The 16,178-nt window shown below is 71.4% G+C and carries 15 protein-coding genes; all 15 read left to right on the top strand.

The genetic code is table 11. The annotated features are described in order from the left end of the window. Positions 1 to 302 precede the first annotated feature (302 nt). On the top strand, positions 303 to 821 hold the full coding sequence (locus tag M1203_RS30970) for a DUF2617 family protein (RefSeq protein ID WP_249953143.1): 519 nt from the start codon (positions 303 to 305) through the stop codon (positions 819 to 821). Positions 822 to 875: 54 nt separating this feature from the next. Beyond that, positions 876 to 2,516 carry a polyamine aminopropyltransferase gene (locus M1203_RS30965; protein ID WP_249953142.1) on the top strand — a complete coding sequence of 547 codons (1,641 nt, stop codon included), beginning with the start codon at positions 876 to 878 and terminating at the stop codon, positions 2,514 to 2,516. 617 nt (positions 2,517 to 3,133) lie between these two features. Then, the gene (locus M1203_RS30960) at positions 3,134 to 3,883 is read left to right on the top strand and encodes an SRPBCC domain-containing protein (protein WP_249953141.1); all 750 of its coding nucleotides are present in this window, start codon (positions 3,134 to 3,136) and stop codon (positions 3,881 to 3,883) included. A 9-nt stretch (positions 3,884 to 3,892) separates the two neighbouring features. Then, positions 3,893 to 4,687, top strand: coding sequence for an aldose 1-epimerase (locus tag M1203_RS30955; protein ID WP_249953140.1), 795 nt, complete (start codon positions 3,893 to 3,895; stop codon positions 4,685 to 4,687). A 23-nt stretch (positions 4,688 to 4,710) separates the two neighbouring features. Continuing rightward, on the top strand, positions 4,711 to 5,250 hold the full coding sequence (pyrE, locus tag M1203_RS30950; RefSeq protein WP_249953139.1) for an orotate phosphoribosyltransferase: 540 nt from the start codon (positions 4,711 to 4,713) through the stop codon (positions 5,248 to 5,250). A 154-nt stretch (positions 5,251 to 5,404) separates the two neighbouring features. Next, positions 5,405 to 6,436, top strand: a complete 1,032-nt coding sequence (gene fbaA, locus M1203_RS30945) for a class II fructose-bisphosphate aldolase (RefSeq protein WP_249953138.1) — start codon at positions 5,405 to 5,407, stop codon at positions 6,434 to 6,436. A gap of 113 nt (positions 6,437 to 6,549) precedes the next feature. Further along, positions 6,550 to 8,181: an MFS transporter gene (locus M1203_RS30940; RefSeq protein WP_249953137.1), complete on the top strand. Its 1,632-nt coding sequence runs from the start codon at positions 6,550 to 6,552 to the stop codon at positions 8,179 to 8,181. Positions 8,182 to 8,183: 2 nt separating this feature from the next. Next, positions 8,184 to 8,597, top strand: a complete 414-nt coding sequence (locus tag M1203_RS30935; protein ID WP_249953136.1) for a DUF3151 domain-containing protein — start codon at positions 8,184 to 8,186, stop codon at positions 8,595 to 8,597. A 318-nt stretch (positions 8,598 to 8,915) separates the two neighbouring features. Then, on the top strand, positions 8,916 to 9,782 hold the full coding sequence (locus M1203_RS30930) for a DUF3152 domain-containing protein (RefSeq protein WP_249953135.1): 867 nt from the start codon (positions 8,916 to 8,918) through the stop codon (positions 9,780 to 9,782). Positions 9,783 to 9,875: 93 nt separating this feature from the next. After that, entirely contained in the window at positions 9,876 to 10,721 is an 846-nt protein-coding gene (locus tag M1203_RS30925) for a tryptophan 2,3-dioxygenase family protein (protein ID WP_249953134.1), read from the top strand. Continuing rightward, a complete protein-coding gene (gene kynU / locus M1203_RS30920) occupies positions 10,714 to 11,991 on the top strand; it encodes a kynureninase (RefSeq protein WP_249953133.1) in 1,278 nt (425 codons plus the stop codon). Before M1203_RS30925 ends, kynU begins: the two co-directional genes overlap by 8 nt. A gap of 134 nt (positions 11,992 to 12,125) precedes the next feature. Then, positions 12,126 to 13,010: an alpha/beta hydrolase gene (locus M1203_RS30915; RefSeq protein ID WP_249953132.1), complete on the top strand. Its 885-nt coding sequence runs from the start codon at positions 12,126 to 12,128 to the stop codon at positions 13,008 to 13,010. 99 nt (positions 13,011 to 13,109) lie between these two features. Then, the gene (locus M1203_RS30910) at positions 13,110 to 13,952 is read left to right on the top strand and encodes an NAD(P)H-binding protein (RefSeq protein ID WP_249953131.1); all 843 of its coding nucleotides are present in this window, start codon (positions 13,110 to 13,112) and stop codon (positions 13,950 to 13,952) included. Between the two features lie 206 nt (positions 13,953 to 14,158). Beyond that, positions 14,159 to 15,409 (top strand): sensor histidine kinase, encoded by a 1,251-nt coding sequence (locus M1203_RS30905; protein ID WP_249953268.1) that lies wholly within the window; start codon positions 14,159 to 14,161, stop codon positions 15,407 to 15,409. Next, the gene (locus M1203_RS30900) at positions 15,406 to 16,065 is read left to right on the top strand and encodes a response regulator transcription factor (RefSeq protein WP_249953130.1); all 660 of its coding nucleotides are present in this window, start codon (positions 15,406 to 15,408) and stop codon (positions 16,063 to 16,065) included. The genes M1203_RS30905 and M1203_RS30900 overlap by 4 nt, the downstream gene beginning before the upstream one ends. Positions 16,066 to 16,178: the final 113 nt, after the last annotated feature.

Here is a 16,178-nt window from a genome sequence, read left to right as displayed (position 1 = left end):
CGAACTCCCGCCGGGCACCTTCGTGTTGGCGGCGCCGACCGTTCGGACGGCGGCCCGGCGGGCCTTCTCCGACCGTTTTTGATTGAACAGTTGAACCCTTGGGCCCCCGACGGGATGGAAACCCCTTCAAGTTGGGTAAAAACACTGTGAGCGTCGCGTACTTCGTGATTCCCTCGCTGTTGAGAGCTTCCAGCCCTCGGGCCTGATACGGAACCGAGCAGGCGATCTCCCCCCACAAGCCACTCGCTCATCGTCCGGGACATCCCCGGTTCACCCGTCAAGCGTGTTTGCGGAGCCGACCCATGCTCACCACCCTCAATACCGCCTACACCGACACCCGCGCCGCTGATCTGGCCTGGGCGTTGGGCCGGGAGCCGGTCCCCGCCCTGGCCGTCCTCGACCTCGATCTCGCGGGCGCCGGGCTTCAGCTGAGGCTGCTCGGCGCCTCTCACCAGGTGATTCTGGAGGAGGAGCGCGGCACCTGCTCCGAGACCGTCGCCTGTATCCCGGGCAGCAGCACACCGCTGCCGCTCGGCGTCTCCAAGCGGCTCGGGGACTGGGAGTACGAATTCGCCGCGCGCGTCGAGACGTTGTCCCAGGGGTCGTTCGCCGGGCGCGCGCAGGAACTGCTCGCACTCGTGGCCGACCACCCGAACGGATTGGCGGGGACATTCCCCGGCGCCCCGAACGCCTTCACCGCGATGCTCGCGCAGCGCGACGGCGGCCAGGTCCGATGGCGTACCTGGCATGCGTATCCACAGGAAGGCCGCCTGGTCGTCACTCGGACGCGGGTGGGGGTCCGTATGCCTGCCGTGCTGTAGATGCACCCGTGTGGGTGACAAACCGCAATGAATTCGTGACGTAGCGTTACGAACATGATCGAGCAGTCCGTGTCCTCGCCGCCCCGGGGTGGCGCGCGGCTTCCCGTGCGCGCGGGCGCCGGGCGTTACCTGATCCTCACCGTGGTCTTCATCTGCGCCGCGTGCGGGCTGGTGTACGAGCTGGAGCTGGTCGCGCTCGCCTCGTATCTGATCGGGGACTCCGTCACGCAGGCCTCGGTCGTCCTCTCGGTGATGGTCTTCGCGATGGGTGTCGGCTCGCTGCTCGCCAAGCGGCTGCGGTGCCGCGCCGCGTTCGGATTCGGGCTGCTGGAAGCGGCGTTGGCGCTTCTGGGCGGCTCCTCCGCACTCGTGCTGTACGCGAGCTTCATATGGCTGGGCGAGTCCCGCTACGCACTGGTCGGTTTCTCGCTGGCCATCGGCGTTCTTATCGGCGCCGAGATTCCGCTGCTGATGTCGCTCATCCAGCGGTTCTCCCGCCAGGACGCGGAGGGAACGGTCGCGGATCTCTTCGCGGCCGACTACGTGGGGGCGCTCGTCGGCGGGCTCGCCTTCCCGTTCCTGTTGCTGCCCTGGCTGGGCCAGCTGACGGGCGCGCTGCTGACGGGCGCGGTGAACGCGGTGGCGGGGGGCGGGCTGGTGCTCTGGCTCTTCCGGCGCGATCTGAGGCCGCGCTCACGCTGGGTGCTGGTGATCGTCAACGTGCTGGTGCTGGCCCTGCTCGGCACGGCGGCCGTCCTGGTGGACGACTTCGAACGGGCGGCGCGGCGGGCCGTCTACGGCGACCAGGTGCGGGTCGCCCTCCACACCGGCGCCCAGGAAGTCGTCATCACGGGCGGCCGGAGCGGGCCGCTGGAGCTGTATCTCGACGGGCGGCTGCGGGTCAGCGCGCGCGACGAGTTCCGCTACCACGAGGCGCTGGTGCATCCCGCGATGCGCGGTCCGCACGCGCGGGTGCTGATCCTGGGCGGGGGCGACGGGCTGGCCGCGCGCGAGGTCCTGCGGTACCGGGGCGTCCGCGAGGTCACGGTGGTCGAGCTGGACCCGGAGGTCGTCCGGCTGGCCCGCACGGATCCGGCGCTGCGGGAGCTGAACGGGGAGGTGTACGGGGACGGGCGGGTGAGGGCGGTGTACGCGGACGCGTTCATGTGGTTGCGCGGAGCGGTGGACGCCGGTGGCGTCGGGGGTCGTGGGGGGCGTGGGGGGCCTGGGGGTGGGCGGTACGACGTGGTCATCTCGGATCTGCCGAATCCCGGCGTGACGGCGAGTACGAAGCTGTACTCCGAGGAGTTCTACGGCCTGGCCACGCGCGTGCTGGCGGACGGCGGGCGGCTGGTGGTGCACGCGGGGTCGCCGGTGGCGGAGCGGCATACGTACTGGACGGTGGACGCGACGTTGCGGGCGGCCGGGTTCGGGACCACGCCGTACCACGCGACGGGGCGGCCGTCGGGCTTCGCGGCGGGCCCCGACCGGGTCAAGGACGGCACGCCGGCCGTGAGCGACTGGGGGTTCGAACTGGCGGCGGTGGGCGCGACCCCGAGGCTGGGGCTGGCGCGGGACGCGCCGAGGTTGCGGTCGCTGGAGGGGGCGGTGTTGGTGGCGGGGGCGCGGGGGGTGGAGCGGACGAGGATGCGGGGGCTGCCGTCGTCGACGCTGGTGCATCCGCGGTACGGGTAGGTGTGCGCGGTGCGGGTTGCGGGTGCGTGCGTTGTGGTGCCGGGGGCCGGGGCCTCCGGAGGTACATGTCCGGACGGCATGATTTACGGCGCGACCCTGCCCAGACGATGGTTCGGGCGTCCGCGCGCCACAAATCACGCTTTAGTGTCCGGACACGCACCTCCTACGACCCCGACCCCCTCCCCCCGGTGGGTCCCGACTACTCGCCGCCCGGCGGGTTGTGGGGGGCAGGTGCGGCCCGGTGGTCCCGGCCATCGCCGTCCCGGTGCGGGTGGGTGGGCTGGTGCGGGAGAGTGCCGCCGCCTCCCCCTCCCACCCTTGCGCACGGCCGGGCCAGTCGGTGACGGGCGGTGAAGGGGGGCGCGCAGGGGTCGTGTCCGGGACGTAGAGCGTGATTTGTGGCGCGCGAACGCCCGACCCATGGGCTGGGCCGCTGCGCGCCGTAAATCTTGCCGGCCCGGGCGCGAGCCCGGAGCGACCACCGGCGACAACCCGCACCCGGCCACGCACCCGCACCCCGCCGGAGGCGCACCGCACCCCGGCAACAACCCGCACCCGAAACCGGCCCCAGCCGAAACCCGCCCCGAACAAGGCGCACGGCGTTACCCTCGGGGTTTATGGAGCATGAGGTGTTCGTTCCGGTCACGGCAGAGGCTCTTCGGCAGGCGCTTGGCGACCCCGCTCGGGTCGCCCGTTGTGTGCCTGGGCTTCAGCACGACGCGGAAGAGTCGGCCGGGCCGCTCTCCGGGCGTATGAAGGTGCGTATCGGCGGTCACACGATCACCTATCGCGGCAGGCTCACGGTCGCCGAGCGGGACGGTGTCTTCGAGGTGGAGGGCGAGGGCGAGGAGGTCCGGGGTTCTGGCTCCGCCAAGTTGACGCTCACCGTGCGGTTGATGGAGACGCCGGACGGCACGACGCTCGCCTTCACGGGCGGATCGCGTTCGGAGGGCCGGCTCGCGGAGCTGCCCGCCGAGACGACGACCGCCGCGGCGCGTCGGCTGCTGGACCGTTTTGTCGCGCGGCTGGGGGAGGAGACGGAGCCGCCGGAGGACATCGTGGCGGAGGCGCTGTCGGAGTTCGGGCCCGAGACGCCCGGCCTCGCTCTTGACGGGGAGACCGTCGCCGGTGAGGGAGACTTCATCATTCCGGACGAGCCGCCGGCCGAGGCCGCGCACGCGCGTCGCACCATGATCGGGCGCAGCGCCGAGGAAGTGGATCACGCGCCGCCGCGTGGGCGCTACGCGCCCGTGCCCGCTCCCGACGCCGGGGGCGCGCGGGCCACACTGCGCTGGGTCGCGCCCGCCGCCGCGCTCGCGCTCGCCTCCGCCGTGGTGGTCGGACGGGCACTGCGTCGGCGCAAGTAATGTCGTGGTGTGAGTAGCAGCGAAGAGAGCATCCGACTGGCGGCGGGCGACGCCGAGTTGACCATCACCCCGGCGAACGGCTGCCGGATCGGCAGTCTGCGTATCGGCGGGACCGAAGTGCTGCGCCAGGGCGAGCGGTACGGCTGCTTCCCGATGGTGCCGTGGTGTGGGCGGATCGAGAACGGCCAGTTCCGCAACGGCGGGGTCGTCCATCAGATGCCGCTCAACTCCCCGCCGCACGCGATCCATGGCACCGGCCGGGACACCGCCTGGCGCCCCGCGCGGGTGGCCGGGAGCGAGGCGGTGTTCACGTATGACCTCGTCGACCCCTGGCCGTACAGCGGCCGGGTCACCCAGACGTTCGAGCTGACCGAGGACTCGCTGACGCTGGGGCTGGGGGTGGAGACGTACGACACGTCCTTCCCGGCCCAGGCCGGCTGGCACCCGTGGTTTCTGCGTGATCTGGGGGGAAGCGAGGCGCGCGTCGACTTCGACCCCGCCTGGCAGGAGGAGCGCGGCGCCGACCATCTGCCCACCGGGCGCAGGATCACGCCGCGCCCCGGTCCCTGGGACGACTGCTTCGGGATGCCCGACGGTGTCGAGGTGACCCTGACCTGGCCCGAGCGGCTGGAGCTGAAGGTCACGAGCCGCGCCGAGTGGGTGGTGGTCTATGACGAGCAGGCGGAGGCGGTGTGTGTGGAACCGCAGTCGGGTCCGCCGAATGGGCTCAATACCGCGCCCCGGCTGGTCACCCCCGTGGAGCCGCTGGAGATCGGCGCGACCTGGCGTTGGCGGCGGCTCTGAACACAGGACCTAAGCTCGTGGGCATGACTGACGTACGGGCTGAGCTGCTGCAACTGATCAAGGACAAGGCCGTGGTGCACGGCAGGGTGACCCTCTCCTCGGGGATCGAGGCCGACTGGTACATCGATCTGCGCCGGATCACGCTGGACGGTCATGCCGCACCGCTGGTCGGTCAGATCATGCTCGACACCACCGCCGAGCTTGACTTCGACTGCGTCGGCGGGCTGACGCTGGGCGCCGATCCGGTGGCGACGTCGATGCTGCACGCCGCCGCGGCGCGCGGGCAGCGGCTCGACGCGTTCGTTGTCCGTAAGGCGCAGAAGGCGCATGGCCTCCAGCGCCGGATCGAGGGGACGGACGTCAAGGGGCGCCGCTGTCTGGTGGTCGAGGACACCTCGACCACGGGCGGTTCGCCGCTGACGGCGGTCGAGGCGGTCCGTGAGGCCGGCGGCGAGGTTGTCGCGGTCGCGGTCATCGTGGAGCGGGGCGCCGCTCCGGCGATCGCGGAGGCGGGCCTTCCGTACCTCAATGTCTATGCGCTGGATGAACTGGGTCTCGGCTGAGCTGGGCTTTCGTCCGGGTCCCGGCTGTTTCACGTGAAACGGCCGGGACCCGGGTGGAGTCCGTACAGGAGTCTGGAAAGATGGGGGTGACGATGACGTCGCCCCCAGGTCAGGGACAAGAACCTCTCACCCGCACATCACAAGGAGCGGCCCGATGCCCATCGCAACCCCCGAGGTCTACGCCGAGATGCTCGATCGGGCGAAGGCAGGCAAGTTCGCCTACCCGGCCATCAATGTGACCTCGTCCCAGACCCTGCACGCCGCACTGCGTGGCTTCGCGGAGGCCGAGAGCGACGGCATCATCCAGATGTCCACCGGCGGTGCGGAGTTCCTGGGCGGCCAGTACAACAAGGACATGGTGACCGGTGCGGTCGCCCTTGCCGAGTTCGCGCATATCGTCGCCGCGAAGTACGACATCACCGTCGCGCTGCACACCGACCACTGTCCCAAGGACAAGCTCGACGGCTATGTCCGCCCGCTGCTCGACATCTCCGCCGAGCGCGTCGCGGCCGGCCGCAACCCGCTCTTCCAGTCGCATATGTGGGATGGCTCCGCCGAGACGCTCGCCGACAACCTGGCCATCGGCGAGGAACTGCTCGCCAAGGCCGCCGCCGCCAAGATCATCCTTGAGGTCGAGATCACCCCGACCGGCGGCGAGGAGGACGGCGTCAGCCACGAGATCAACGACGAGCTGTACACCACCGTCGAGGACGCGCTGCGTACGGCCGAGGCCCTTGGCCTCGGCGAGAAGGGCCGCTACCTGCTGGCCGCGTCCTTCGGCAATGTCCACGGCGTCTACGAGCCGGGCAATGTCGTGCTCCGCCCCGAGCTGCTCAAGGACCTCCAGGATGGTGTGGCCTCCAAGTACGGCAGGGCCGCAGGCAGCCAGCCCTTCGACTTCGTCTTCCACGGCGGCTCCGGCTCCACCGCCGAGGAGATCGCCACGGCGCTGGAGAACGGCGTTGTGAAGATGAACCTCGACACCGACACCCAGTACGCCTTCACGCGTCCCGTCGCGGACCACATGCTGAAGAACTACGACGGTGTGCTGAAGGTCGACGGCGAGGTCGGCTCCAAGAAGACCTACGACCCGCGCACCTGGGGCAAGCTGGCCGAGGCCGGCATGGCCAAGCGCGTCACCGAGGCGTGCGCCGCGCTGCGTTCGACGGGCACCAAGCTCAAGTAACGCGCGGGAGCGGTATCTCCCGTACGGCGGGCCCGGCATCGATCACGATGCCGGGCCCTTGCCATATCGTCCGCCGGGTCGCCACCGGGCTTCGGGACGAGGATGATCCCCGTATGGACATCAGGCTGTCGTCCGCCAAGGGGCGCTGGGTCATTCTGACGACGGTGCTCGGCTCGACCATGGCCCTGCTGGACTCCACCGTCGTCAATGTCGCGCTGCCGCATATCGGGGACTCCCTGAACGCGAATCTCGCGGACCTCCAGTGGACCGTCAACGCCTACATGCTCACGCTGGCCGGGCTGATCCTGCTGGGTGGATCGCTCGGCGACCGGTACGGCAGGCGGCGGATCTTTGTGATCGGGATCGTCTGGTTCGCGTGCGGCTCGCTGCTGTGCGGGGTCGCGCCGAGCGCCCTGGTGCTGATCATCGCCCGCGCGCTCCAGGGTGTGGGCGGGGCGCTGCTCGTACCGGGCTCGCTCGCGATCATTCAGTCGAGCTTCCATCCGGACGACCGCGCGCGGGCCGTCGGGGTGTGGTCGGGGCTCGGCGGGGTCGGCGCGGCCGTCGGCCCGTTCCTCGGCGGCTGGCTGGTCGACGGTCCCGGCTGGCGCTGGGTGTTCCTGATCAATGTGCCGCTGGCCGCGCTGTGCGTACCGGTGGCGCTGCGCCATGTACCGGAGACCAGGGATCCGGCGCACCACGGCCGGTTCGATGTGCTGGGCGCGTTCCTCGGTGCGGCGGCGCTGGCGCTGATCACCTACGCGCTGATCGGCAAGGCGGCCTGGTCGGGGGTGGCGGGCGTGCTGGTCGCGGTCGTCTTCGTACTGGTCGAGCGGCGCAGAGCGGACCCGATGCTGCCGCTGTCGATCTTCGCGTCCCGGCAGTTCAGCGCGGTGAATCTGGTGACGCTCTGCGTGTACGCGGCGTTCGGCGGCTTCTTCTTCCTCGCCTCGCTCCAGCTCCAGGTGGTCGTCGGGTACTCGGCGCTCGGCGCGGGGGCCGCGCTGCTGCCGACGACCGTGCTGATGCTGCTGCTCTCCGCGCGCTCCGGCGAACTGGCGGAGCGGATCGGCCCGCGGATCCCGCTCACCGTGGGGCCGCTGCTGTGCGCGGCCGGGCTGCTGCTGATGCTGCGGGTGGGCTCGGGCGCCTCGTATCTCGCGGATGTGCTGCCCGCGCTGGTGGTGCTGGGGATGGGGATGGTGACGCTGGTCGCGCCGCTGACATCGACGGTGCTGGCCTCCGTGGACACCGCGCGCGCGGGTCTGGCCAGCGGCATCAACAACGCGGCGGCCCGCGCGGCGGGCCTGCTCGCGGTCGCCGCGCTCCCGCTGCTCACGGGCACGGGCCCGGAGGCGTACCACTCGGCGACCCAGTTCGACACCACCTTCCACCGCGCGATGCCGCTGTGCGCGGGGGTGCTGGTGGCGGGCGCGCTGATCGCCTGGGCGACGGTACGTACGCCGAAGGCGGCTGCCGCCCGGACCGAGCCCGAGTGCCGGGTGAACTGCGGACTGTCCGCGCCGCCCTTGGAGCGGCTGGCCGGGGAGGGAGCGGCCGACGGCGGGGGCGGCGCGGCCGGCGGTTCCGGCGGGCCCGGTAGCGGTTTGGGCGGGGGGCCCGGCGGCGGTTTGGGCGGGGGTTCGGGCAAGGGTCCGCGTGGGGGATTGGGCGGAGGTCCGGGCGGGGGTTCGGCGGGAGGCGGGGACGCGGGGTCCGCCGGGCCGGAGCAAGGCAGACTGTAGGTATGGCCATCCATGAAAACCTGCTGGGGGGACCGCCCCCCACTCAGCTGCCCGACGATCCCGAGCCGCGTGAGCTGCTCGCGAACGGCACGCCGCCCGCCGACGTCGCCGCGAAGTATCCGACCTCCTCGCTGGCCTGGGCACAGCTCGCCGACGCCGCGTTCGAGAACGGCCATGTCGTCGAGTCGTACGCGTACGCGAGGACCGGTTACCACCGCGGGCTGGACTCCCTGCGGCGCAGCGGCTGGAAGGGCCACGGCCCGGTGCCGTGGGAGCACGAGCCGAACCGCGGCTTCCTGCGTGCCCTGCACGCGCTCGCCCGCGCCGCGCAGGCGATCGGGGAGCAGGACGAGTACGAGCGCTGCGCGACGTTCCTGCGCGACTCCTCGCCGCTCGCGGCCGACACCCTCGGCTGACCCGCGCCTCCCTGGCTGATCCCTGTTTCTACGGCGGCTCCCCGACCGGGGGCCGCCCGTTCCCTCGTGGCCGACAAGCAGCCGACCGTTGCTGATCGCTCCGAAACGGAACCCATCGAGGGCCCCGTCCGTCATCAAGGGCGCGGGCCTTCGGTCTGATCGATCGCGCGCAGCAGATCATCAGCAGACCCCGGCACAGAGGCCCCCACTCGCGCCTCTCCCCCCACGCCGGTCGCACCAGGGGAGACGTTCGTTTTGGGTAAGCGCGCCGCCGTCCGTCGAATAGGCCGCCGCGGTCGTGACCGTGTCCGTGCTCGCGTGCGCGGGAGGCGCCGTGGCCGCGGCCGTCCGCCCGTCCGGCTGGGCCCGGTAGGGCTGGGCCTGGTCGTCGTACTCCTCGGCGCGGGAGCCGCCGTCGCCGCCTGGCAGGGCGGCGGTACGGGGGAGAGCGGGGCCACCACGACCGCGGACGTGCTCCCCGCGTCGCCCAGCACGCCGTTCCCGGAGCCCCCGTCCCCGGAGCCCCCGCCCCCGTCGTCCTCGCCGTCCGCGTCGGCCGGCGAGGACGACGGCGAGGACGACGGAAAGGACGACGGGGAGAAATCGTCGGCAGCGCCCCGTGTCCCCGCCTCGGGGCCCGGCACCTTCACCACCGCGCGGGCGCATGGCGACCCGGTCGGTCAGGGGCCGCTGCGCCGCTACCGCGTCCAGGTCGAGAACGGGGTCGACATCTCCGCGAAGGAAGCGGCGGCCGAGATCGAACGGATCCTCGCCCATCCGCGCGGCTGGGCCGCGCACGGCCGGGGCTCCTTCCAGCTGGTCTCCACGAACGCCGACTTCGTCATCCGTATCGCCACCCCGGCCACCGCCGACAAGCTCTGCGGTGCCCAGGGACTCGACACCCACGGCGAGCTGAACTGCGAGACGGTGGACGGTGTCGTGGTCAATCTGCGGCGCTGGGTCCTTGGATCCCCGACATTCGACGGGCCGGCCTCGGAATACCGGCATCTGATCATCAACCACGAGGTCGGCCACGAGATCGGTCTGCGTACCCATTTGGGCTGCTCCGGCCCCGGCCGGCTCGCCCCGGTGATGATGCAGCAGATCAAGGGCCTGGACGGCTGCGAGTCCAACGCCTGGCCGTACGACGAGAACGGGAAGTACATCACAGGCCCGGAGGTCTGACCCCGGATTATGATGCCGGGAGGGGACCGGGGCTCCGTAACCAACACGGAAGGGGCGGACCGCTACCCGGGAACACATATCGAGGAGACAGAGATGTCGCACGCCTCCGATGTCCCCGAAGCCGGTTCGGAAGCCCCGAACCTCGACTTCGCCGGGACCACCCCCTACGAGGACTACGTCCAGGCGGACGTCCTCACCCATTTGCAGCACCCGCGCTCCGACGACCCCGGCGAGATGGTCTTTCTCGTCACGACTCAGGTCATGGAGTTGTGGTTCACCGTCCTGGTCCATGAGTGGGAGACCGCGTCCCGCGCGCTGCGCGAGGACCGGATCCCGGTGGCGATCGACGCGCTCAAGCGGTCCGTCCACGAACTGGAGGCGCTGAACGCCTCGTGGAAGCCGCTCGGCCGGCTGACGCCCGCGCAGTTCAACTCCTACCGCGCCGCGCTCGGCGAGGGCTCCGGCTTCCAGTCGGCGATGTACCGGCGCATGGAGTTCCTGCTCGGCGACAAGTCCGCGTCGATGCTCGTCCCGCACCGGGGCGCGCCGCGCGTCCACGCCGAGCTGGAGAAGGCGCTTCAGGAGCCGAGCCTGTACGACGAGGTCCTGCGGCTGCTCGCCCGGCGCGGGCTGCCGGTGCCCGCGGATGTGCTCGACCGCGATCTCGCGCAGCGGTACGAGTCGTCGCGGGCGGTCGAGGAGATCTGGGCCGGGATATACCGCGAGCCCGATCAGCACACCGAACTCATCCGGCTCGGTGAGGCGTTGACGGATGTCGGCGAGCTGGTGTGGCGATGGCGCAACGACCATCTGGTGGCGACGAGGCGGGCGATGGGGTCCAAGACCGGTACGGGCGGCTCCGCGGGCGTGGCCTGGCTGGAGAAGCGGGCCACGAAGAACGTGTTCCCCGAGCTGTGGACGGCGCGCAGCCATGTCTGAGTCTCTTGCCGTCCAGGCCGCGATGCTGGACTCCGCCGACGAACTGGCCGCGCTGCGCGATCTGTTCACCCTCCACGACGACTCCGTCTATCTCGACGGCAACTCCCTGGGCGCGCTGCCCCGCCATGTCCCCGAGCGCGTCCAGGACGTGATCACCCGGCAGTGGGGCGAGCTGCGCATCCGCTCCTGGACCGAGAGCGGCTGGTGGACCGCGCCCGAGCGGATCGGCGACCGTATCGCCCCGCTCGTGGGCGCGGGGCAGGGCCGGATCGTGGTCGGCGACTCCACCAGCGTCAATGTCTTCAAGGCCGTGGTGGGCGCGGTACGGCTGCTGGATCCGGCGGAGCCGGCCAGGGACGAGATCCTTGTCGACGCCACGACCTTCCCCACGGACGGATACATCGCGCGCTCCGCGGCCCGGATGACCGGCCTGCCGATCGTCCCCGTCGACCCCGGGAATCTGCTCGGCGCGCTCGGGCCGCGCACCGCCGTCGTACTCGTCAACCATGTCGACTTCCGGACCGGCCGGCTGCACGACCTCCCCGGGATCACCGCCGCCGTGCACGCGGCCGGGGCGCTCGCCGTCTGGGACCTCTGCCACAGCGCGGGCGCCCTGCCGGTCGGTCTCGACGAGCACGGCGTCGACCTCGCGGTGGGCTGCACGTACAAGTACCTGAACGGCGGGCCCGGTTCCCCCGCCTTCCTCTATGTCGCCGAGCGCCACCAGGCACGCTTCGACTCCCCGCTGCCCGGCTGGAACTCCCACACCGACCCGTTCGCCATGTCCCAGGACTTCGAGGCGGCGGACGGCGCGGTACGGGGCCGGGTCGGCACGCCCGACATCCTCTCCATGCTGGCCCTGGAGGCGGCCCTCGACGTCTGGGAAGGGGTGAGCCTGGCGGCGGTACGGGAGAAGAGCCTGGCGCTCACGGACTTCTTCCTGGAGTGCGTGGAGGCATACGCGCCACCGGGCCGGGTCCGTTCGCTCACGCCCGCCGCGCACGCCGAGCGCGGCAGCCAGATCGCACTGCGCTGCGCCGAGGCGCCCGCCGTCATGGCGGCGCTCATCGCCCGGGGCATCGTCGGGGATCTGCGCAGGCCGGACGTGCTGCGCTTCGGATTCACCCCGCTCTATACGGGTTTCGCCGACGCGGAACGGGCGGCGAGGGTCCTCGGCGAGGTGCTGACCGAGGTGCCGGCCGAGGTGCCGGCCGAGGTGCCGACTGAGGTGCCGACCGAGGTGCCGACCGAGGTGCCGACCGAAGGCTAGGCCGGTTCGGGTCACAGCGGCCCGGCGGCCGTCCTCGCGGCCGCCGGGCATCGGGGTGAACGGGCCCCCGCGGGGCTGATAGCGTCCCCGCTGATCAGGTCAATTCGGCCCCCGTACCGAAAGGTTGGAGCAAGATGCCGGACCCCGCCGCGCACGATGCCCTTGCTCGTGACGCCGCAGAGACCGAATCGGTCTTCTCCCATCCGGTCGTCCGGCCCGATGCCACCGCCGCGTACGGCGAGCACCCTGATCAGGTGATCGACTTCTACGCTCCCCGGGGCAACCAGGAGCGTGTGCCGCTGGTCGTCGTTCTGCACGGCGGCGCCTGGCGCGCGCCGTACGACCGTACGCATCTGACCCCCTTCGCGGACTTCCTGGCCCGTCGCGGATTCGCCGTCGCCAATGTCGCCTACCGGCGGGGTCCCGCGATCCCGCAGCAGGACGACGGGCCGCCGGTGGCGGGGCGCTGGCCCGAGACGTTCGACGATGTGGCCGCGGCGATGGACGCGCTGCCCGCGCTGGCCGCCGACGCGCTGCCGGGGGCCGACGCGCGGCGGACCGTGCTCACCGGCCACTCCGCGGGCGGCCATCTCGCGCTGTGGGCGGCGGCCCGGCATGTGCTGCCGGTGGGTTCGCCGTGGCGGCTGCCGGAGCCCCCGCCGCTGCGCGGGGTCGTCGCGCTGGCGCCGATCGCGGATCTCGTACGCGCCGTGGAGCTGGATGTGTGCGGCGGGGCGCCCATCCAGTTGCTGGGCGGCGAGGAGGAGTTCAAGCAGCGCAGGGAGAGCGCGGACCCGGCGGCGCTGCTGCCGACGGGGATCGCGACGGCGGTGGTCCAGGGCCGTACGGATCTCACCGTGCCGTACACGGTCTCCGAGGCGTTCGTGGAAGCGGCGGGCCGGGCGGGCGAGATGGTCGGGCTCACGCTGCTGGAGGATGTCGGTCACTTCCCGCTGATCGACCCGGCGGCGGACGCGTGCGCGGTGGTGGCGGAGGAGATCGCTCAGCTCGCCTGGTGAGGTCCGCGCCTTCCCGACAGGGGGGAGAGGCTGGGGGACGCCGGGGGACGCCGAGGCTTGCGGACAGAAACTGACCGCAAGCCTTCCTACGGTCTCCCCATGACCCAGAACACCAGCCAGACCGTGCTCGTGACCGGCGCCACCGGAACCGTGGGCCGGCAAGTCGTCGCCGAACTCCTCCACCGCGGCCACACCGTCCGCGCGCTCACCCGTGACCCCGAGAGGGCGAGGACCGTCCTCCCCGGCGTCGACGTCGTACGGGGCGACCTCACCGACCCCGCGAGCCTCGCCCCCGCCCTCGAAGGCGTCACCGCGATCCATCTGATCACCTTCGGCGGGGCGATGTTCGCGCCGCTGGAGACCGGACCCGAGATCGTGGAGCTGGCGCGGAAGGCCGGCGTTCGGCGGGCGACCGTCCTCTTCGGTGGCGAGGAGACCCCGCTCCAGCGGGCAGTCGAGGCGAGCGAGCTGGACTGGACCGTGGTGCAGCCCGTCGAGTTCATGTCCAACGCGCTGGAGTGGGCGGAGGCGATCCGTACGGAGGACACCGTCGCCGAGCCGTTCACCGGCCGGCTGAGCGCCATGATCCATGAGGCCGACATCGGCGCGGTCGCGGCGGTCGCGCTCACCGAGGAGGGACACGCGGGCCGTACGTATCTGATCACCGGCCCCGAGACGCTCACCCTCCAGGACAAGGTGGACGCGCTGGCGGCGGCCCGGGGCCGGGAGATCGCGCTCGTGGAGCTGAGCGAGGAGACGGCGAAGGAGCGGTGGCGCGCGGCGGGCCAGCCCGAGGAAGTGATCGGCTTCCTGATCATGGTCTACCGGGACACCCCGCCCGAGGGCAGGACCGTGGTGGGCACGGTCGAGGAGGTCACCGGCAGGCCGGCCCGTACGTTCGCGGAGTGGGCGGCGGAGCACGCGGCGGCGTTCCGGGCCTGATCCCGCCCGCCGACCGTCCGCCACCGCCGCCGACCGTCCGCGGCGCGCGTCATACCTGGTGGGCGCCGGAGACGCGCAGTAGTACCTGGGACGGACGGGCAAGGATCCGCTTCGCTGGTGACGACCCCGTCCCTCCCTCCGCTTACCGTGGCAACGTGACCGAGACAGACACCGGGAAGACCCGGAGCCCCGAGTTCCGCTTGGCCATGGGAGCGCTTCATGGCATGCGCCAGGATCTCTTCCACGACGCTTTCGCCTACCGTCCGCTCAAGCCCATGCGGACGGACGGCCCGATCACCCGCCGGCTGCCCGGCCGGATACGTGAGAACGCGGCCTGGACCCCGCATGTCCTGATCACGGCGTGCGCGCTGCTGGTGATGTTCGTCGGCTTGACCGATCAGGGCAGTCTGTTCGGCTTCCTTCCGGCGATCCCGGTCCTGCTCACCATGGTCAGGCCGGTCGGTGCCCTGTGGCTGTCGCTGGGGGTCTCCGCCGTGCTGGGTGCCCTGACGTACGACGAGTGGCCCTGGGGGGCCGCCAGCTTCCTCGGTTATCTCGCCGTGCTGACGGTGGCCGCGATCCGTACCCGCCCGCGCACCGGCGCCTATATGTGGGCGCTGACGGCGGCGTACGCGTTCTGCATGGAGATCCTCTTCAACCGCGGCTACGGGACCGGCGGAGCCTCCGTCTCGGTGATGATGCTCTTCCTCTCCGCGCTCGTCCTGCTGACCGTGACCGTGCTGCATGTCCGCCGGGAGGCGGAGCAGGAGGTGGCCGCGCAGCAGAGCGTCACCGCCGTCGAACGCGACCGGCGCACGCTGCTGGAGGAGCGCACCACCATCGCCCGCGAGCTGCACGATGTGGTCGCCCACCACATGTCGGTCGTCGCGATCCAGGCCGAGGCGGCCCCGTACCGGGTGGAGAATCCGCCGCCGGAGCTGGAGCAGGCGTTCGTCACGATCCGGGAGAACGCCGTGGCCGCGCTGACGGAGCTGCGCCGGGTCCTCGGGGTCGTACGGGCGGAGGACTACGAGGCGCCCGACGCCCCGCAGCCCACGCTCGCCGATCTCGACGGACTGCTCGGGAATGTCCGTGACGCCGGGCTGACCGTGGAGAAGACGATCACCGGATCGGTGCGCACACTGCCGCAGGGCGTCGAGCTGTCGGCGTACCGCATCGTTCAGGAAGCCCTCAGCAACGCGCTCCGGCACGCGCCCGGCTCGACCGCGCGGGTCGAGATCTCGTATGTGCTGGGCGGGCTCGGTCTGCGGATCGTGAACACCCCGCCGCGCGGCCTGGTCAAACCGTCGCCCGGCTCCGGGCACGGCATCACGGGGATGCGGGAGCGTGTCACGATGCTCAACGGCGAGATGACCGCGGACCTCCTGGAGGACGGCGGCTACGAGGTCGCGGCGTTCATTCCGGTGGCCGCCGTGCGGGACGGAGACGCGTCATGACCATCCGGGTACTGATCGTGGATGATCAGGTGATGGTCCGCGAGGGCTTCTCGGTCCTGCTGAACGCGATGCCGGACATCGAGGTCATCGGCGAGGCGGTGAACGGCCGCGAGGCCGTGAGCCAGGTCGCCGCGCTCCACCCCGACGTGGTGCTGATGGACATCCGGATGCCGGAGCTGAACGGTATCGAGGCGACCCGGGAGATCGTCGCGGCGGACGCCGACGCGAAGGTCCTCGTGCTGACCACCTTCGACCTCGACGAATACGTCTACCAGGCGCTGCGCGCCGGCGCCTCCGGCTTCCTGCTGAAGGACGCCTCGGCCCGCCAACTGGCGGACGGTGTACGGGTGGTGGCCTCCGGCGAGGCGCTGCTCGCCCCGACTGTCACCCGTCGTCTGATCACGGAATTCTCCAAACTCTCGGAGACCCCGCGCGCCCCGGCGATGGCCAGGATCGGCGATCTCACGGAGCGCGAGACGGAGGTCCTGGTCCTGATCGCGCAGGGGCTGTCGAACGCGGAGATCGCCGAGCATCTGGTGGTCGCGGAGTCCACGATCAAGACGCATGTGAGCCGCATCCTGGTGAAGCTGGGGCTGCGGGACCGTACGCAGGCGGCGGTGTTCGCGTACGAGGCTCGGCTGGTGACACCGGGCTGAGTCGCTACCGGGGGCCGCGTGGGGCGGGGTGGCGAGTACCGGTCATGTGATCACTCGCGCGGGTGATCGGATCGGGAGGGACCGTTTCGGCTGCTCGGGGGCACGTCACGCTG

The sequence above is a fragment of the Streptomyces sp. 35G-GA-8 genome, assembly GCF_023534745.1.
Classification (GTDB): Bacteria; Actinomycetota; Actinomycetes; order Streptomycetales; family Streptomycetaceae; genus Streptomyces.
Note: the sequence above shows the minus strand (reverse complement) of the source record. Positions and strands in the feature narration are given on the sequence as shown.